The organism is Teichococcus aestuarii (assembly GCF_003116135.1).
In the GTDB taxonomy this organism is placed as follows: Bacteria; Pseudomonadota; Alphaproteobacteria; order Acetobacterales; family Acetobacteraceae; genus Pseudoroseomonas; species Pseudoroseomonas aestuarii.
The window spans coordinates 114,351-132,381 of the sequence record NZ_PDOA01000005.1 but is presented as its reverse complement, the minus strand read 5'-3'; the positions used below and the strand labels follow the sequence as shown (position 1 = coordinate 132,381).

The 18,031-nt window shown below is 72.9% G+C and carries 16 protein-coding genes; 4 read left to right on the top strand and 12 right to left on the bottom strand.

Annotated elements, in window-relative coordinates; genetic code table 11:
* Positions 1 to 12: 12 nt before the first annotated feature.
* The 9 genes from CR165_RS10010 to CR165_RS09970 all read right to left on the bottom strand — a co-directional run bounded on the left by CR165_RS10010 (position 13) and on the right by CR165_RS09970 (position 7,443).
* The gene (locus CR165_RS10010) at positions 13 to 453 is read right to left on the bottom strand and encodes a hypothetical protein (RefSeq protein ID WP_109516840.1); all 441 of its coding nucleotides are present in this window, start codon (positions 451 to 453) and stop codon (positions 13 to 15) included.
* The gene (locus CR165_RS10005; RefSeq protein ID WP_109516839.1) at positions 453 to 2,333 is read right to left on the bottom strand and encodes a hypothetical protein; all 1,881 of its coding nucleotides are present in this window, start codon (positions 2,331 to 2,333) and stop codon (positions 453 to 455) included. Before CR165_RS10005 ends, CR165_RS10010 begins: the two co-directional genes overlap by 1 nt.
* Before the next feature lie 4 nt (positions 2,334 to 2,337).
* Positions 2,338 to 2,907 (bottom strand): hypothetical protein, encoded by a 570-nt coding sequence (locus CR165_RS10000; protein WP_109516838.1) that lies wholly within the window; start codon positions 2,905 to 2,907, stop codon positions 2,338 to 2,340.
* 68 nt (positions 2,908 to 2,975) lie between these two features.
* Positions 2,976 to 3,809 (bottom strand): phage capsid protein, encoded by an 834-nt coding sequence (locus CR165_RS09995; protein ID WP_109516837.1) that lies wholly within the window; start codon positions 3,807 to 3,809, stop codon positions 2,976 to 2,978.
* A 176-nt stretch (positions 3,810 to 3,985) separates the two neighbouring features.
* On the bottom strand, positions 3,986 to 4,720 hold the full coding sequence (locus CR165_RS09990; protein WP_109516836.1) for a capsid assembly protein: 735 nt from the start codon (positions 4,718 to 4,720) through the stop codon (positions 3,986 to 3,988).
* Between the two features lie 8 nt (positions 4,721 to 4,728).
* Positions 4,729 to 6,156, bottom strand: coding sequence for a portal protein (locus tag CR165_RS09985; protein ID WP_109516835.1), 1,428 nt, complete (start codon positions 6,154 to 6,156; stop codon positions 4,729 to 4,731).
* Positions 6,157 to 6,160: 4 nt separating this feature from the next.
* Positions 6,161 to 6,400, bottom strand: coding sequence for a hypothetical protein (locus CR165_RS09980; RefSeq protein ID WP_245906307.1), 240 nt, complete (start codon positions 6,398 to 6,400; stop codon positions 6,161 to 6,163).
* A 138-nt stretch (positions 6,401 to 6,538) separates the two neighbouring features.
* Complete coding sequence (locus CR165_RS09975) at positions 6,539 to 7,015, bottom strand: hypothetical protein (RefSeq protein ID WP_109516834.1); 477 nt, start codon at positions 7,013 to 7,015, stop codon at positions 6,539 to 6,541.
* Positions 7,012 to 7,443: a hypothetical protein gene (locus CR165_RS09970; protein WP_109516833.1), complete on the bottom strand. Its 432-nt coding sequence runs from the start codon at positions 7,441 to 7,443 to the stop codon at positions 7,012 to 7,014. Before CR165_RS09970 ends, CR165_RS09975 begins: the two co-directional genes overlap by 4 nt.
* Positions 7,444 to 7,569: 126 nt before the next feature.
* On the opposite strand from CR165_RS09970, the gene CR165_RS09965 reads away from it, so the two are divergent.
* Positions 7,570 to 8,220: a S24 family peptidase gene (locus CR165_RS09965; protein WP_109516832.1), complete on the top strand. Its 651-nt coding sequence runs from the start codon at positions 7,570 to 7,572 to the stop codon at positions 8,218 to 8,220.
* A gap of 34 nt (positions 8,221 to 8,254) precedes the next feature.
* On the opposite strand, the gene CR165_RS09960 is transcribed toward CR165_RS09965, so the two are convergent.
* Positions 8,255 to 10,183: a phosphatidylglycerol lysyltransferase domain-containing protein gene (locus tag CR165_RS09960; protein WP_181378087.1), complete on the bottom strand. Its 1,929-nt coding sequence runs from the start codon at positions 10,181 to 10,183 to the stop codon at positions 8,255 to 8,257.
* Entirely contained in the window at positions 10,180 to 11,835 is a 1,656-nt protein-coding gene (locus CR165_RS09955) for a lysine--tRNA ligase (RefSeq protein WP_109516999.1), read from the bottom strand. Before CR165_RS09955 ends, CR165_RS09960 begins: the two co-directional genes overlap by 4 nt.
* Positions 11,836 to 12,029: 194 nt before the next feature.
* On the opposite strand from CR165_RS09955, the gene CR165_RS09950 reads away from it, so the two are divergent.
* The 3 genes from CR165_RS09950 (at position 12,030) to CR165_RS09940 (ending at position 17,575) form a co-directional block, all read left to right on the top strand.
* Complete coding sequence (locus CR165_RS09950; protein WP_408887536.1) at positions 12,030 to 14,897, top strand: ATP-dependent DNA helicase; 2,868 nt, start codon at positions 12,030 to 12,032, stop codon at positions 14,895 to 14,897.
* A 48-nt stretch (positions 14,898 to 14,945) separates the two neighbouring features.
* Positions 14,946 to 15,368, top strand: coding sequence for a tellurite resistance TerB family protein (locus tag CR165_RS09945; RefSeq protein WP_099094626.1), 423 nt, complete (start codon positions 14,946 to 14,948; stop codon positions 15,366 to 15,368).
* Positions 15,369 to 15,508: 140 nt separating this feature from the next.
* Positions 15,509 to 17,575: a prolyl oligopeptidase family serine peptidase gene (locus tag CR165_RS09940; RefSeq protein WP_109516831.1), complete on the top strand. Its 2,067-nt coding sequence runs from the start codon at positions 15,509 to 15,511 to the stop codon at positions 17,573 to 17,575.
* A 131-nt stretch (positions 17,576 to 17,706) separates the two neighbouring features.
* On the opposite strand, the gene CR165_RS09935 is transcribed toward CR165_RS09940, so the two are convergent.
* Positions 17,707 to 17,910, bottom strand: a complete 204-nt coding sequence (locus CR165_RS09935) for a cold-shock protein (protein ID WP_109516830.1) — start codon at positions 17,908 to 17,910, stop codon at positions 17,707 to 17,709.
* Between the last annotated feature and the right edge of the window lie 121 nt (positions 17,911 to 18,031).

Below are 18,031 nucleotides of genomic sequence, written 5' to 3'. Positions count from 1 at the left end.
CGTCGGGCCGCGCTAGTCCAGCAGCGAGCGCAGCGCCCCGCCGAAGCTGGAGCCGGCGCGCAGCCAGGTGGTCAGCGAGCCATCCTCGCGCAGCAGCGAGCTGCGGCCCGCCGCCATGCGCGCGGCGGCCGCCTCCTGGCTGCCCTGCGCCGTCTCCGCGGCATCCTGCTCCAGCCCGGTGGTGATGGCGGCGGCAGAGCCCTGGTCCGGGCTGACACCGGCCGCCGCGAGGCGCGCGCGGGTGGAGGCCACGGTGCGCTCCAGCCGGTCCTGCCGCGCGCGCGCATCCGCCTCCTGCTGGGCCGCGATCTGCTGCTGGCGCGCGGCGAGGCTGGCGGCCTCCTGCTGCTGCTGGGCGCGGGCCTGGGCGGCCTGCGCCTGGCCCTGGCGCACCGTGCCGTAGAGCGAGGCACCCGTGCCGACGAGCGTGGCGATGGGGGCAAGCTGGGCCATCAGTCGGTCATCCTCGTCTCGATGGTGACGGAAAGCAGGGTCAGCGGCAGCGGCGTATCGCCCTCGATGCGCCAGAGCGGCCGCATCGTGTCGCGCCGCCAGCCGAAGGCGCGCAGCGTCACGTCGCCGGTGAAGCGGAGCGGCGCGGCGTCGAGCAGCGCCGTGTCCAGCCGCCGGAACGGCACGGGCTGCGCGCCGCGGCCGAGATCGACCGAGAGCGCCGCCGTCTCCAGCACGCGGAAGCTGGCGGCCACCAGCCGCAACGGGCCGCTGCGGCTGCCGCCGGCGCTCAGCAATTGCGGCGGCAGCGGCTCGATCACATGGCTGAAGCCGAGACCGACCTGCACCTCGCCGGCCGGCTCGTCGAGCGTCACGCCGCCGGACAGCACGGTGAAGGTGCCGTGCGGCGCGCCATCGGCCACCACCTGCACGGCGCGGCCCTGAAGGTGACCGAGGCCCGTCCAGTGCGCCTTCGGCGTGTCGGCGCTGCCGGTCAGCCCGGCATCGACGGCGAGCGCATCGTCGAAGCGCTCCAGCCGCACCGTGCCGGCGCGCTCCACGGCGCACCACACCACGCCGTCGATCTCGGCCAGGGCGCGGAAGGCACCCTCCGTCTCCTGTCGGGTCCAGGCCGTCACCTGCTCGGCGCGGTAGAGCGTCAGGGTGGAGAGGCTGCCATCGGCCATCGCCACATGCAGCAGGCGGCGCGTCTGGTCGTAGGCCAGCGAGACAGGGTCCTGCACCAGGTGGCGCGCCATCATCGCCAGGTCGCTCGCCTGGTAGGCCTGCTGCACGTCGGTATAGGCGAATTCATGCACCGCCTGGCCGGAGCGGGCGACGAAGATGGTGCTGCCATCGACGTCGACGGGCGGGAGGATGCGGCTGTTCGGCATGCCGATGCGCGTCTGCCGGTGCAGCTGGATCGAGGCCGGCGTCATCGGGTCGCCCGTCACCATCCATTCGGCGCCCGAGGTGAAGACCTGCAGGTGCCGCCCCGAGAACACCGCGCGGATGGCGTTCACCTGGTCCGACAGCAGGCCGAACTCGATCGCCTGGTCATCGAGGCCGGTGCCGAGGTCGAAGTTGAACAGATCGCCCGAGCGGGAGAGCCAGAGCCGGTTCGGCAGGTCGCGCGAGCCGCCCAGCACCAGGCGGTCCTGGTGGAAGCAGGCCGTCGCCGGCCAGCCGCGCACGCTGCTGAAGGCGGCCTCGTCCCAGTCCTGCGTGGCCGCGGCCGCGGCCAGCGTCTCCACAACCTGCGCGGTGGCGCTGGTGGCCGAGGCCACCGCCGTCACCGTCACGCGCCGGCCGCCGATGCGGAGCTGCGAGCCGGCATGGCCGGCCTCGAAGAAGGGTGCGCTCGCCGTCAGCGTCACGCTGCCGGTGGTGCCGCCCGGCGTCATCGTCACGCCAGGGTCGGCGAAGCGGAAGAACGGCGCGGCGATCCAGTTCCAGCCGCCGAGATTCCAGCTCGTGTGGCTGCTGCGCGTCACGCGCTGCGGCGGCATCGCGGGATGCAGCAGCAGCAGCGTGTCGGCGCTCTGGGTGTGGGCGATCTGGTCCAGCATCGCGCCGGTCCAGGGCGCCGCCAGCGTCGCCACCAGCAGGTCGCCCAGATAGACGTCGAGGCGCTGATGCGTCAGCGCCAGCAGGTAGCTCTGCTCCGTGTTGAACTCGAAGGCGATCAGCCGCGCGGCGCCGGGCAGCGTCGCCACATGGCGCAGGCCGGGCCGGCGCGTCACGCCGCCGGTGGGCTGGATGAACACGTTGCGCAGGCGGCGCGCGCCGTTCTCGAAGGCGCGCAGATCGCCCCGGCCCAGCAGCTGGTCGCCGAGTTCGCCCGCGGTGAAGCTGGTCTTGGTGCTGCGGCCGGCGGCCATGCTCTCACCCCCTCGCGGAAATCAGCGGAAAATCCTCGATCGCGCGCACCGTCTGCTGCTGACTGTCGATCAGCCGGGCCTGGCGCGTCTCGTGCTCGGCCAGGCGCTGCAGCATCTCGGCGCGGCTGCCGCTCTCGGTGAGCGGGATGCAGAACTCCGCCGCCAGCCGCGCCACCAGCGCATTGGCGAAGAAGGCCGGGAAAGCGCTCTCGTCGGGGCGGAACAGGTAGGTCAGCGTCACCGCCGCGGCATCGGTGTGCAGGCGGTGCTCATGGATGCGGTAGTCGATGCCGCGCCCCGCGCCGGCGCCGCCGGCGGACAGGATGCGCAGGAAGTCGGCGGGGAGCTGGTAGGCGTAGGCGTAATCGGCGTAGGGCACGGCCACGAGGCGCGGCAGCGCCATCTGCCCCGTCGCGAAGCTCCAGGGATGCGCCGAGAGCAGCGCGTCGCGGATCGCCGGATACAAATTCGCCGCCACCTCCGCCTCGGCGGTGCCCTCGTCGAGGGAGGCGACAGGCTGCGCGCCAATCTTCAGCAGGGCACGCGAGCAGAGGACGAGCGCGGACAGCGCCATCGCGAAACTCCTTCGTCAGGGAAAAAGGATCAGGGGCCGGGAGGCTTCTCCCCCCGGCCCCACGCGCCTCACTCGGCGGTGCGCATGCGCACCACGCCGGCCTGGTCGATCAGCACCGCGCCCTGGCTCATCATGTTGTTGACGAAGTAGGCCGCGCGGTCGCCATGCCAGGTGATGTCGGTCGAGACCTCCTGCGCCACGGCGTGGCCGATCGCGGTCTTGTGGTAGAAGTAGCAGAAGCGCAGGCTGCCGCTCTTGGTCAGGCCGGAATGCGGCATCCAGGTCGCGCCCAGCCAGCGCTTCACCTGCGTGCCCTTCCAGGGCAGGTCGGCATCGCCCACATAGTTGCTGTTGGCGAACTCCTCGATCTGCAGCAGCTCGCTCCACTGCTTCCAGCCGACGATGGCAAAGCGGTTGCCGTCGTCCGGCACATCGGCCGCGCCCAGCATCTCGAAGGCCTTCAGCACCTTCGCGCGGGTCAGGCCATCGGTGTCGGTGGTGCCGGCGGCGGTGCCCACCGCCTCGTTGGTGGCGGTGTCGAGCGCCGCGATGATCAGCTCGTCGGTCTTGCGGCCGAGCGCGTAGGCGCCGGCATTGGCCACCACCTGGCGCTCGTCGATGTTGGTCTTCAGCTCATCGAGCCGGTCGATCCACTCGCCGGCATAGTAGTCCTGCAGGAAGCACTCGACGTTGGAATGCGCCAGGTTCATCACCGGCACGGCGCCGTTGCGCGCCTTGGCCGCCGCGGTGCCGTGGCCCACCACGGGGAAGACGGTGGAGGCGCCGCGCACGCCGCCCTTGCTGCGCACCGTCGGGCGCAGCTTGCTGCCCTGGCGCTGGTAGGCGTCGTGCACCTCGGACTGGAACTGCTTCGCGAAGACCTGGTCGATGGAAGCGGACATACCGTGTTCCTTCAGCATGGGCGGAGAATGGGATGGGCACGCGCCCGCCCCACCGGTTGGCCTCGCGGGGCCGGTGGGGCGGGCATGCCACCGCACCCGGCGGAAGGCCGGGTTGCGCGGCGGCGGAAAGGGGCCGGGGTGGCCAGGACCGCAGGCGGGGCCGGGCCGGGCGGGCCTCAGTCCTGGCCGAACAGGCGCCGGAAGCCGTCCGTCACGCGCTTGACGTATTCCGGCTCGCGCGAGCGCCAGTAGCGCGGGTCGCGCATCATCCGGCGCAGCGCCTGCTCGTCGAGCTGCTCGGCGGGCTCGGCGTCGCGCACCAGGCTGGGCTCGCCCTTCGCCATCATGCGGTGCAGGGCGAGCACGCCTTCCGCAGTTGTGGAGAGCGCCTCGAACACCGGCGGCGCGAGGTTGGCGCGGCCCCAGGCGGCGATCTGCGGCGCCAGGCGCTGGAAGGCCTCCTCGCCGCCGAATTCCTGCGCCAGCTTCGCGCGCTGCTTCTGCGCCTCGTAATCGGCGGCGGCCTCGGCGATCAGCGGCAGCAGCCGCTCGGCCGCGAGGTCATAGACCAGCTGCACCTGCTGGCAGGTGAAGCCGGCCGCGTGCAGCCGGGCGTTCACCGCCGCGTCCGGGCCGCACATCTCGTGGCGCGGCTCGATGGCATACTCCTCCGGCGTCTCCGGCACGCCGAGGGCGCGCAGGAAGCGGGCGCGCTCCTCCTGCGGCGCGTCCTCGGCCGGCGGCATGGCGCGCTGGGAGAGGCGCTTCTCCAGCTCGCGATAGGATTTCAGCAGCGCGTCGACGCGCAGCGACTGGGTCTCGGCGTCCCAGAACTTCTCCGGCACATCCTCCGGCCGGGCCGGGGAGGACCCCGTGGGCGCCGGCGCGGGTTCCAGCAGGTTTTCGGACATGCGGGGTGTCACTCCTCGACGGGGTTCAGGAGACCGGCCGGCGCGGCGAGCGTGCGGGCCAGGTGGCGGGTCGCCGCCGCCAGGTCGAGCTGCGCCGCGGCCGTGGGGCCCAGCGCCGCCACGGCCTGCAGGAACAGCAGCGTGTTGGCGGCGTCGGCGCGGCCCTGCACGCGGGCCAGCGGCGACTGGTAGGTCAGCCGCGCCTCGCGCCCGTCCAGCATCACCGGCGGCACTTCGCCGCGGCGGCGCAGGATGGAGAGGCAGCGGCCGATCAGCGGCGTCAGCAGCTCGGCCTGCATCCGGCCATAGGTGGCGCCGAGCAGGCGGGCGCTCTCGGCGCTGCGCTCGAGCACCTCGGTCGCCGTCATCGGCGCCTGGCGCGGCAGGGTCAGCCGGTCGGCCAGCAGGGCGCCGCGGATGCGCGCCCGGAGGTCGTCCAGCACGAGCTGCGAGACATCGAAATTGCCCGGCGCCGCCAGCGGCGTCAGGCCGGAGGAACCCGGCGCCTTCGGGATGATGGCGCCCGGCACCAGCTTCACCGTGGCGGGGTTCAGCACCCCGTCATCCTCCGCCTGCCAGATGCCGGTGGCGGCGATGGAGGCGTTCTTCAGCACCAGCTCCACCACCTTGTTGGCGGTGCGGATGTCGGGCAGCGCCTTCATCACCGGGCCGCGGCCATAGGTCTCGCCCGGCAGCTTCATCCAGCGGAACGCGATGAAGGGGCTGTCCAGGAAGCGGCCCGAGGCCAGCGGCACCGCCTGCCCCTCCCATTCCAGCACCGCGAGATAGGCGCTGCCCTGGCGCTCGGGCCAGACGGCCTCCACCACGCGGTGGCGGCGCGGCGCCTCCTCCGGCCCGCGCGCGGCCAGGAGGGCGGGCGGCAGCGGCGCGCCGGGGTAGCGCGCCTCGATCGCCGCCGCGTCCAGCATGACGCTGCGATAGACGGTATCCAGCCGGCCGCCCGGGCCTTCCTCCAGCACCGCCTCGCGCAGCGGCACGGCGGTGAAGCGCAGCGCGGAGGCGGCGCCGGGCGGCGCCTCCTCCACCAGCAGCACGCCGGTGCCGGCCACCACCAGGTCGAGGAAGGCCTGGTGCATCTCCAGCGCGAAGTTGGAGCGGTCGAGATGGCCCTGCAGCGTCTCGGTGGCCCGCTCCAGCGCCTCGGCGGCGGCGGCGGCGTCCGGCCCCTCGGCCAGGGCGCGGCTGGGGGCGAGGCCGAACCAGCGCGACCAGGGCGGCGTCAGCTCGGCCAGCAGGCTGGCGGCGAGCTGCTCGGCGGCGTCGGGCGCCGTCGCGTCATACAGCGTCGGGCCGCCGCTGCCGGGGGTGCGGGCCAGGACGTGATCGTAGCATTCCTGCCAGATGCTCTCCCAGGGGCGGCGCCGGTCCTGCGCCGCCTGCTGGCGGGCCAGCAGGGTTTCCGGGGTCAGGCTCATGCGTTCATTCCCCGAGCAGGGTCTTGCGGGCACCGGCGAGGCCGGCGGCGGGGGCGGCATCGAGCACGCCACGGGCGGAGGTGGTGATGGTGCCCGCCAGCCCGCGGCGGGACCGCGTCTGGTTCTCCACCCGGGCGGCCTGGGCGGCGGCCTCGGGGGTCGGGCCGGCGGGCGGGGGCTCGGCCGGCGTGGTCGGGGTCACGACCACCGGCTTCGGGGCGCGGAACAGGCCACCCATGCGCATGCTGGCTCCTTCGGGATGCGGCGGAAGGACCCCCAAAAAGCCGCGAGCCCGTCCGGAGGGGGTCCGGACGGGCTCGCGCAGTGTGCGGGGATCGGGAGGATGCCTCAGGGCGCAGCTCGCCCGTTGACGAGGAAATCTTTAGCCAGGCTGCAGGGTCGCGTCAATGATTATTTTCCTATTCAAGGATTCATTTACCAGCGCTCGATACAACCCATGGGGCGTAAACGCCCGTGGCGCCCCCTCGCCCAGCAGGGCGCGGCACACCTGCACGCAGGAATAAAAACTTATCTCGGGCCGCCAATTGCGGGACACGGGCGGCCCCGGGCGGAATGGCCCCACAACCGAAAGGCCCGCGCGGCGATAGAAGCCCGGAAGATCGAAACCGGCCGCCAACTCGGCCCGCGTCACCAGCAGCCGGCCGGAGAGCGGTTCCACCAGCGTCCACCCCGCCTTGTCGCGGAGGACGGCAAAGCAATGGCGGAAGCCGGGCCGGAGCAGCCGCAACCAGCCCTGATCCGCCTGCCCGCCGAAGCCGATCCAGACCTGCTGCTCCTCCCCGGCCAGCGCATGCCGTGGCGAGAGCCGCCGCGGCGCGCCCTTTCCGGCGGCGCTCATGCCGCACCCCGGCGCGGCAGGGCCACCACCTCGCCCGGCTCACCGAGGCTGGCTCCGGCGACGATACCCTTGATCCGCAACGGCCATTCCAGGCGCTGCATGGCTTCCGACCAGATCCGCCAGTCATTCTTCTCGGCAAGGTGCCGCGGGTCCGGGGCCACGCCACGCTCGCCCCAGAGGCGCATGATGCGGGCATGGACGAGGTCGATGCGGCGCTGGCGGTAGAGACGGTCCAGGCACTTCACCACGTCGTCCGGCTCGCAGGGGCGCATGGCGCGGCCGGCGCCGGCCACCACCCGCGCCCCGTCGCGGCGCGCCGTCAGCGCGGCCATCGTCCAGAACCAGGCTTCGTCAGCGCTGCGGAATGGCTCGGCCTTTGCCAGGGAAGCCAGAACCGGGGTGGCATTGGAGCGGAGAGCGGCCGTCATGGGGGCGTTGCCTCGCCATTAGGTTGATGACCTGTTCATCATTGCGAGCGGCCATCCTAGGCGTCAACACCTAAATGTGATCATGTTCCTATTGATTCGGGATTGCCCGCCTAGGATAATTGGCCCATGCGTCATGACGATATCTGGCGGGCGGTCGATGCCCTGGCAGCCGAGCACGGCCTGTCCCCCTCCGGCCTTGCTCGCAAGGCCGGGCTTGACCCTACCGCCTTCAACCCGTCGAAGCGCGTCGGCGCGGACGGGCGCGCCCGCTGGCCCTCCACCGAGAGCATCGCCAAGATCCTCTCCGCCACCGGCACGGAGATGGACAGCTTCGCCTCCCTCGTGACCGGCGCGCCGGCGCTCCACAGCGCCGGCGCGCGCAGCATGGCCGGCCGGCGAATCCCGCTGATCGGCATGGCCCAGGCGGGCAGCGACGGCTATTTCGGCGATGGCGGCTACCCCGTCGGCGCCGGCTGGGACGAGATCAGCTCGCCCGAACTGGCCGATCCCAACGCCTATGCGCTGGAAATCTCCGGCGACAGCATGGAGCCGGTGTTCCGCGACGGGGACATCATCATCGTCTCCCCCAACTCGCCGGTGCGGCGGGGGGACCGAGTGGTGGTGCGCACGGTGAAGGGCGAGGTGATGGCCAAGGAGCTGGTGCGGCAATCCGCCCGGCGGATCGAGCTGGCCAGCCTCAACCCGGCCCATCCGCACTACAGCTTCGATCTCTCGGAGGTCCTGTGGATGCACCGCATCCTGTGGGCCAGCCAGTAAGGGCGGCGGAGGGCCTCGTCCGCCGCGCCGCCGGTCAGCGGGCGAGCTGCTCCAGCAGGCCCTGCGGGTCGCGCTCGGGCGGGCAGACCAGGTAACGGCCATCCTCCAGGGGCACGGCGGCAAGGCCGGTATCCTCGTAGGCGCGCAGCATGGCGGGACCGACCTGCCAGAAGGCATGCGCCACGCCGTTGCGCTCGCACAGGTCGCGGAAGCGCCACAGCGCGGCGATGCAGGCCGACTCGTCGCCGGCCGGATCGCCCAGCCCCACCCACACATCGCCCTGGCGGCGGAAGGCGAAGCCGGCGCCACGGCCGCCCTCGGCGAAGATGACGCCGTCGGCCTGCGCCGGCACTCGCGCGCCCAGCATGGCTAGCCGCGCGCGGGCGCCGAGGTCGTAGGGCACGGCGCGGATGCGCGCCGGGCGCAGCAGCCGCACCACCGCCACCAGCAGCAGCACCCCGCATAGCCCCACCGCGAAGCGCAGCGTGTGCGGCGTCTCCTCCGAGAAGGGCACGGCCCACCAGGGCTCGTCCGCCACCGGCCCCTGCCAGCCGATTCGCGCCAGGGTCAGCGCCGCCACCGCGCTGGCGGCCAGCGGCACCAGCGTGCTGCCGGCCAGCGGCTCGCCGGTCAGCCGGGCATCGCGGTAGAAGGCGGTGCGGATGCAGGCCAGCAGCCCGGCCAGGGCCAGGAAGCCGCCCGAGATGAACCAGGGCTCGCCACGCAGCAGCGCCACCACCGTGCCCGCCATCAGCAGCACGATGCCCGAGACCCAGGCGATGCGCAGCCGCCGCAACATGCCATAGGCCACCACCAGCAGCAGCGAGCCGATCACCGAGGCGGCGAAGTGGCTGGCCAGCGCCGCCCACTCCCCCGCCCAGACCGCGAGGCGCGAGCCCCGTGCCGGCAGCGCCCCGATGAACAGCAGCGCCACCCCGGCCAGCCCGGAGAGCCCGGCCAGGGCCGGCCCCTCCAGCGCGTCCGTCACCCGGCTCTCGACGCCGACCCGGCCCAGCAGGTGCCGGCGCTGGTTGATCTCGAAGGCGGCGAACAGGGCGCCGGCCAGGAAGAGCGGGATGATGTAGTAGAAGAAGCGGAACAGCAGCAGCGCGCCGATCACCTGCGGCGCCGGCACATAGGGCTGCAGCCCCACCAGCACCGCCGTGTCGAACACGCCGAGACCGCCCGGCACGTTGGCCGCCAGCCCCGCCGTGTAGGCGGCGAGGTAGATGCCGAGGAAGCGGGCGAAGCTCAGCCCCTCGGCCGGCGGCAGCAGCGAATAGAAGATCATCGCCGTCACGGCCACATCGACACCGGCCAGCAGGGTCTGCGCGCAGGCCATGCGGAAGCCCGGCAGGTCGATGCGGTGGCCGAAGACGGTGAAGTGCGGCAGGAAGCGCGACAGCAGGATGTAGGAGAGCACCACGCCGAGCAGCGCGACGCCCACCGCCTGCATGGCCCAGTGGGGCAGGTTCTCGGCGATCCAGGGCACCACCTCGGGCTCCCAGATCAGCACCATGCCGCCCAGCGCCATGCCGCCCAGCCCGAAGGTGAGGCTGGTGAAGGCGATGACCTTGGCGATCTCGCCCGGCGTCAGCCCCCAGGCGGCGTAGAAGCGGTAGCGCACCGCGGCGCCGGAGACGGCGGCGAAGCCCAGATTGTGCGCCAGCGTGTAGGCGCAGAAGGAGGCGAGCGAGGTGCGGGAATAGCTGACCGGCTTGCCGGCATAGACCGAGCCGAGCCGGTCGTAGATGGTGAGCACCGCATAGGCCAGCACGGTCCAGCCCGCGGCGACCCACAGGGTAGGCGTGGGCACGGCGGCGATGGCGGCGCGGATCTCCGCCATCGAGAGGTCCCGCAGCTCGCGCTGCACCACATAGAGGGCACCCACCAGCAGCAGCAGGCCGAACACCGTCGGCCCGTGCCGCCGCAGCAGGCCGAGCACGCGGCCCTTGCGGGTCACGCCGACGCCGCCTCCGCTTCCGGTGCCGCCCCTGCGGCATCGGATGGCCGCGCCAGCGCCTCCTCCACCAGCCGGATCGTCTCCGGCACGCCATAGGCGGCGGCGAGGCTGCCGAAGCGCGGCCCCTGATCGGCGCCGACCAGCACCTGGTAGAGCGCGTTGAACCAGCCGCGCGCCACGCCGGGGGAGCCGTCCTTCATCACCTGGATGAAGGGCTCGCGCCGCCCGGCGTCATAGACATCCACCTGGATGCGCTCGGCCTGCGGCAGGCCGGGGGGCAGCGCCTCGATCTCGGCCTGGTGCGCGCGCAGCAGGTCGACCAGGGCCTGGAAGCAGGGGCGCTCCTCGGCCGTCGGCGCGCGGGGCGTGAGGCCGGGCAGCACGAAGTCCCGCGCATAGGCCACGGCGTATTCGACGAGCTGCCCGAGCAGCGGCTGCGTCTCGGGCGTGGCACCGGGGGCGTAGTTGCGGACGAACTTCCACAGCCGCTCCGGCGTGTCCGCCGCCGCCACGGTGGCGAGGTTCAGCAGCATGCCGAAGGTCAGCGGCGGCTCCGGGCTGTTCGGCACCTCGCCGCCGTGGATGTGCCAGTCGGGGTTGGCCGGGTCGGGGCTGGCGCGCAGGCGCTCGCGCTGCTGCAGGTACTCGTCCGTCGCGCGCGGAATGACGTCGAAATGCAGGCGCTTGGCCCGGCCAGGCTGCCCGTACATGAAGTAGGCCAGGCTCTCGGGCGGGGCGTAGCGCAGCCATTCCTCGATGGTGAGGCCGTTGCCCTTGGACTTGCTGATCTTCTGCCCCTGGGCGTCGAGGAACAGCTCATAGGTCATGCTGACCGGCGGCTCCGCCCCCAGCACCCGGCAGATGGCGGAGGAGAGCTTCACGCTGTCGATCAGGTCCTTGCCGGACATCTCGTAGTCGACGCCCAGCGCATACCAGCGCATCGCCCAGTCCGCCTTCCACTGCGCCTTGACGTGGCCGCCGGTGACGGGGGTCTCGAAGCGCTCGCCGCTCTCCGGGTCGCGCCAGACGATGGTGCCGTCCTGCGGACGCGCCTCCTCCACCGGCACCTGCATCACCACGCCGGTGCGGGGATGGACGGGCAGGAAGGGCGAGTAGGTGGCGCGGCGGTCCGGGCCGAGGGTGGGCAGGATCACCTGCCGCACCTCCTCGTGGCATTCCAGCATCCGCAGAAGCGCCGCATCGAACCGGCCGGAGCGGTAGTAGTCGGTGGCCGAGGCGAACTCGTACTCGAAGCCGAAGGCGTCGAGGAAGGCGCGCAGCCGGGCGTTGTTGTGGTGCCCGAAGCTCTCATGCGTGCCGAAGGGGTCGGGGATGGCGGTGAGCGACTTGCCGAGATGCTGCCGCAGCAGGTCCCCGTTCGGCACGTTGTCCGGCACCTTGCGCAGCCCGTCCATGTCGTCCGAGAAGGCCAGCAGGCGGCCCTTGAGGCCGGTCATCCGCTCGAAGGCCTGGCGCACCCAGGTGGTGCGCGCCACCTCGCCGAAGGTGCCGATATGCGGCAGGCCCGAGGGGCCGTAGCCGGTCTCGAACAGCGCCGTCGCTTTGCCGGCCGCGGCAATGCGATCGGCGACCTTGGCGGCTTCCTCGAAGGGCCAGGCCTTGACGGTGCGGAGCGATGAATCGGCGGTCATGCAGCGCCCCATGCCAGCGCGGCAGCGCCCGGTCAACGCGCCGCTTGGGCAAGGCAGCCCCCGCATCCTTGCGCGGCCATCACCTTTGGGAAAAACCGCGCTGCATCCTGGCCTCGTTCGCCTTTTGCCCCTAGGTTCCGCGCGTGTCTCTCCCCCCGGACCTTTCCCCGGCGCCCACGGGCAGGGGCGGCGCCCTGCCCCCGCGCCTGCTGCTGCCCGACGCCCCCGCCCTGGTCGCCCCCGCACCGGGCCGCGCCGCCCTGCTGACGCCGGATGGCGAACTCTCGCTACTGCGCGCGGCCCAGGTGCCGGCGGCGCTGCGCGAGCTGGGGCCGCCCATCTGCGTCCACGCCCCCGCCACGGCGCGCCGGCTGAACCTGCCCGGCCTGCCCGGCGCCTGGGACCTGCTGGAGCTGTTCGCCTTCTGCCTGCCGGCGCAGCCCGCGCCGCCCACGCCGCGCGGCCTGGCGCTGGCGCTGGAGATGCCGCCGCCCACCGACGCGGAATCCGCCGCCGCCCTGCTGCCCGAGATCGCCACGGAGCTGCTGCGCCGGCTGGCGCGCGCCCGCAACGCGCCGCTGAACCGCGATGCCGGGGCGCTCGCCGCGCGCCTTGCCGAGGCGGCCGACTGGCCCTGGACCCCCTCGGTGCTGGCGGCGCTGGGCCAGCCCGGCATCCGCCCCTCGCGCGATGCGCTGAAGGTCTGGCGCGTGCTGCCGGACTGGGAGGAGGCGGCGCCACCGCCGCCCCCCGGCAGCCACCCCGTCTCGCCCGCCGAGGCGCGTGCCAAGCTGGCCGAGATCCTGGGCGAGGGCGCCGAGCAGCGCCCCTCCCAGGCCGATTTCGCCTCCGCCGCCAGCCTCGCCTTCACGCCCCGCGACCTGCCGGGCGAGCCGCGCCTGGTGCTGGCCGAGGCCGGCACCGGCACCGGCAAGACGCTGGGCTACGTGGCACCGGCCAGCCTCTGGGCCGAGCGCAACGGCGCCCCCGTCTGGATCGCCACCTACACCCGCAACCTGCAGCGCCAGCTCGACCAGGAGCTGGCCCGCCTCTACCCGGACCCGGAGGAGCGGCGGCAGAAGGTCGTCATCCGCAAGGGGCGGGAGAACTACCTCTGCCTGCTGAACTACGACGAGGCGGTGAGCGGCGCCATGCCGGCGCGGCTGGTGGCGCTGGGGCTGGTGGCGCGCTGGGCGCTGGCGACGCGCGACGGCGACCTGCTGGGCGGCGACTTCCCCGGCTGGCTGGCCGAGCTGTTCCCGGCCGGCGCCATCTCCCTGCTGGCGGACCGGCGCGGCGAGTGCATCCATTCCGCCTGCCCGCACTGGAAGCGCTGCTATGTGGAGCACTCCATCCGCCGCGCCGCCACCGCCAACCTCGTCGTGGCCAACCACGCGCTGGTGATGGTGCAGGCGGCGCTCGGCGGCGGCGATGACGGCCCGGCACTGCGCTACGTGTTCGACGAGGGCCACCACCTGTTCGACGCCGCCGATGGCGCCTTCTCGGCCGAGCTGTCGGGGGCCGAGATGGCGGAGCTGCGCCGCTGGCTGCTGGGCAACGAGGGCGGCCGGGGCCGCGCCCGTGGCCTGCGCCGCCGGCTGGAGGAGCTGCTGGCCGAGCACCCCGCCCTGGTGCCGCCGCTGGACCTCACGGAGCATTCCGCCCGCGCCCTGCCCGCCTCCGGCTGGTGGGACCGCTGGGCGGCGCTGCCCGAGGCCGATGCTGAGCGGGCCGAGGACGAGGACGAGATGCCGGAGGACCCGCGCGGCCCTTCGCTCCCCGCGCCTGGGGCCGCCCCCGGCATCCCCCGCCGCGCCGCTTTCCGCGACGGCACCCCGGCCGAGGATTTCCTCCGCGCCGTCCGCGCCCAGGTCCTGGCCCGCACCGCCGAGGGCGACCCGCTCTATGACGCGGAATGCGACCTCCACCCCCTGCATGACGATCTGCCCGAGGCCGCCGCCGCGCTGGAGACGGCGCTGGAATCCCTGCGCGACCCGCTGAAGCACCTGGGCAAGCTCATCACCGACCTGCTGGAGGACCCGGACCTTGAGCTGGAGACCGGCGCCCGCATCCGGCTGGAGACCGCCAGCCGCAGCATCGACCGCCGCGCGCTGATGCCGCTCACCGCCTGGCTGGCCATGCTGCGCCGGCTGCGCGAGGACCCCAACGAGCCCGGCCAGCGCCCCACCTATGTGGACTGGCTGGCGCTCACCCGGCGCGAGGGGCGCGACATCGACTCAGGCCTGCACCGCCACTGGCTGGACCCCACCGTGCCCTTCGCCACCCAGGTGGCGGCGCCGGCGCATGGCGTGCTGATCGCCTCCGCCACGCTGCGCGACGCCGCCCGCCAGGACCCCGAGGCCGCCTGGCGCGAGGCCGAGGCGCGCACCGGCGTGCAGCACCTGCCGAGCCCCGCCATCCGCGCGGCGCTGCCCTCCCCCTTCGACTACGCCGCCAACACCCGTGCCTTCGTGGTGGAGGACATCACGCGGGAAAGCCCCGGCCAGATCGCCGCCGCCATGCAGCAGCTCTTCCTGGCGGCGGGGGGCGGCGCGCTCGGCCTGTTCACCGCCATCCGCCGGCTGCGGGAGGTGCATGCGCGCATCGCCCCCGCGCTCGCCGAGGCCGGGCTGCCGCTCTACGCCCAGCATGTCGATGCCATGGACAGCGCCACGCTGGTGGACATCTTCCGCGCCGAGGAGGATTCCTGCCTGCTCGGCACCGATGCGCTGCGCGACGGGGTAGACGTGCCCGGCCGCGCGCTGCGCCTGCTGGTGTTCGACCGCGTGCCCTGGCCGCGCCCCTCCATCCTGCACCGGGAGCGGCGCATCCACCTCTCCGGCGGGCGACCCTCCGCCTATGACGACGCCATCGCCCGGCACCGGCTGCGCCAGGCCTTCGGCCGGCTGATCCGCCGTGCCGACGACCGCGGCGTGTTCGTGCTGCTCGACCCCCGCACCCCCTCCCGCCTGCTGGCCGGCCTGCCGGAAGGCGTCACCCCCCAGCGCCTGGGCCTGGCCGAGACGGTGCGGCAGACAACCGCCTTCCTGGCCGAACGTTGAACCGCGCGCCGCCGCACGATACGCATGGCGCAAGCAAGGAACCGACCGATGCCGCACACCAAGATCCGCTTCAACGCCCAGGAGGCCCTGGTCTGCGCCATGGTGCTGATGTCCGCCGCCGACCGGCAGATGTCCGACGCGGAGCTGAAGATGATGTCCCGGCTGGTGCAGGAGCTGCCGGTGTTCGACGGCTTCCTGGCGCAGGAGATCGAGACGGTGACCGAGTCCTGCCTGATGCTGCTCGGCCAGAATGACGGGCTGGACCGCGCCTGCAGCCTGATCCGCGACGCCCTGCCGCCCCGCCTGCGCGAGACCGCCTACCTCCTGGCCTGCGAGGTGGCCGCGGCGGATGGCGACGCGACGCAGGAGGAGCTGCGCTTCCTTCAGGATTTCCGCATCGGCATGGATATCGACCGGCTGATCGCCGGCGCCATCGAGCGCGCCGCCAAGGCCCGCTACCAGATCGTCTGAGTTGCTGTCCGCGGAGCGGATTCATGCCCCCGGGCGCGAGCGCCCTCTGGCGATCCGGTCTGAACGGACAGAAGAAAGATGAGGGGCCCGGGGAGAATTCCTTCTCCCCGGCCTTTCCGTCTCGAAGGGGAGCCGCCGCCATGGACATCCGCCCCACCCTCTCCGCGCCCGATGACGACCCCCATCTCTGGCTGGAGGAGATCGAGGGCGAGCGCGCCCTGGCCTGGGTGGCCGCGCAGAACGCGCGCACCCTCTCCCGCCTGGCCGATTCCCGCTACGCCGCCGACCGCGACGGGCTGAAGGCGGCGCTGGACCGCCCCGGCAAGCTGCCGCACGTCACCCGGCGCGCCGGCTGGCTCTACAATTACTGGCAGGATGCGGCGCATCCGCGCGGCCTCTGGCGCCGCACCACCGAATCGAGCTTCCGCACCGAGGCACCGGAGTGGGAGGTACTGCTCGACCTCGACGCCCTGGCGGCCTCGGAGGGCGAGGACTGGGTCTGGCAGGGCGCCACCACCCTTCCCGGCACGCATGACCGCGCCCTGCTGCGCCTCTCGCGCGGCGGCGGCGACGCGGTGGTGCTGCGGGAGTTCGACCTCGCCGCCCGCGCCGCCGTGCCGGGCGGCTTCGCGCTGCCCGAGGCCAAGAGCAGCGCCGCCTGGCTGGACCGCGACACGCTGCTGCTCTCCACCGCGCTGGGCGAGGGCAATGCCACCGCCTCCGGCTATCCGCGCCGGGTGCGGCTGTGGCGGCGCGGCACGGCGCCGCTGGAGGCGCCCGTGCTGTTCGAGACGGCGCCCGAGAGCATGGGCCTGTGGGGCGCCGTGGACCGCGAGGGCGGGAGCGAGCGGATCGTCTTCCTGGAGAAGACCGGCTTCTACGACACCATCGTGCATCTGGGCGACCGCACCGGCCCCACGGCGCGCATCCCGCTGCCCAGCGATGCCAGCTTCACCTGGCAGGCCGGCTGGCTGGCGGTGAAGCCGCGCACGCCCTGGACCGTCGCCGGCACGGAGTACGCGCCGGACACGCTGCTGGCCTTCGACTTCGCCGCCGTGCTGCGCGGCGAATTTCTCCCGGTCGTGCTGTTCGAGCCGGCGCCGCGCAGGTCGCTGCAGGGCTTCTTCTGGTGCCAGGGCCGGCTGGTGCTCTCGGTGCTGGACGATCTGGCGCCGGTCTACACCCTGCTCACCCCCGGCGAATGGTCCGCCGCCGAGATCCCGGGCCTGCCGCGCATCGGCGTGGTCGATCTCTGGCCGCTGGATGCCGAGGCCGAGGAATCCGACGGCACCCTGCTCACCCTGGCGCAGGACCCGGTGACGCCGCCGCAATTGCTGCTGACCAGCACCGCCCCCGCCGCGCCCGCCCTGCTGAAATCTTCCTCCCCCAGCTTCGACGCCGCCGGGCTGACCGTCACCCGGCACGAGGCCGTCTCGGTGGATGGCGAGCGAATCCCCTATGTGCAGATCGGCCCCCGGGAGGGAAGCGACCCGGAGCGCGGCCGGGCGCCGGTGCATCTCTCCGCCTATGGCGGCTTCCGCGTCTCCCGCCTGCCCTACTACTCGGCCACGGTGGGGCGGCTCTGGCTGGAGAAGGGCGGCACCGCCGTCATCGGCCAGATCCGCGGCGGCGGCGAGTTCGGCACCGCCTGGCACGAAGCCGGGCGCGGCGCCGCCAAGGCCCGCAGCCATGACGACTTCGCCGCCATCGCCGCCGACCTCGTGGCGCGCGGCGTCACCGTGCCGGGGCGTATCGCGGCGGAGGGCGGCTCGAATGGCGGGCTGCTCATCGCCAACATGCTGACACGCTACCCGGAGCGGTTCGGCGCCCTGTTCTGCACCATCCCGCTCATCGACATGCGGCGCTATACGAAGCTGCTGGCCGGCGCGAGCTGGATCGCCGAATACGGCGACCCGGAGAAACCGGAGGAGTGGGACTTCATCCGCGCCTTCTCCGCCTATCACGCCGCCGAGCCGGGGCGGACCTACCCGCCCATCCTGCTCGCCACCACGCGGCGGGACGACCGGGTGCACCCCGGCCACGCCCGCAAGATGGCCGCCAAGCTCCAGGCACTCGGGTACGATGCGGGGTTCTACGAGCCGGAGGCGGGCGGCCATGGCTACGGCAAGGACAATGGCGAGGTCGCCAGCTTCTCCGCCCTCGGCGCCGCCTTCCTGCGGCGGGCGATCGGGTGGGAAGAGAACTAAGAAAAAAGGCCGGGGGAAGGAATTCCCCCGGACCCCCATCTTTCTTCTTCGAACTGCCGGTCAGGGGCGGGACGGGGTCGCCCTGCAGCGGGCGCCCTCCCAGCCTGAGCGCGGCAGCCCGACGAAAAGGATCAGAGCGGCTTCAGGTTGGTGGCGGCGGCCTTGCCGCGCTCCATGACAACCTCGTAGCTCACCTTCTGGTTCTCGTTCAGCCCCTGCAGGCCGGCCTTCTGCACGGCGGTGATGTGCACGAACACGTCCTTCCCGCCATCGGAGGGAACGATGAAGCCGAAGCCCTTGGTCGCGTTGAACCACTTCACGGTGCCAGTCGCCATGCGACGCCACTCCTTGTTCGCATTGGCCGGGCAGGAGCGCCCGAGCCGATAACCCAGCCGGCGTCCCGGGACGGCTTGAAGAGCGACCGGGTCTCCGGAGGCACGGCAAGGCGAGCGGAAG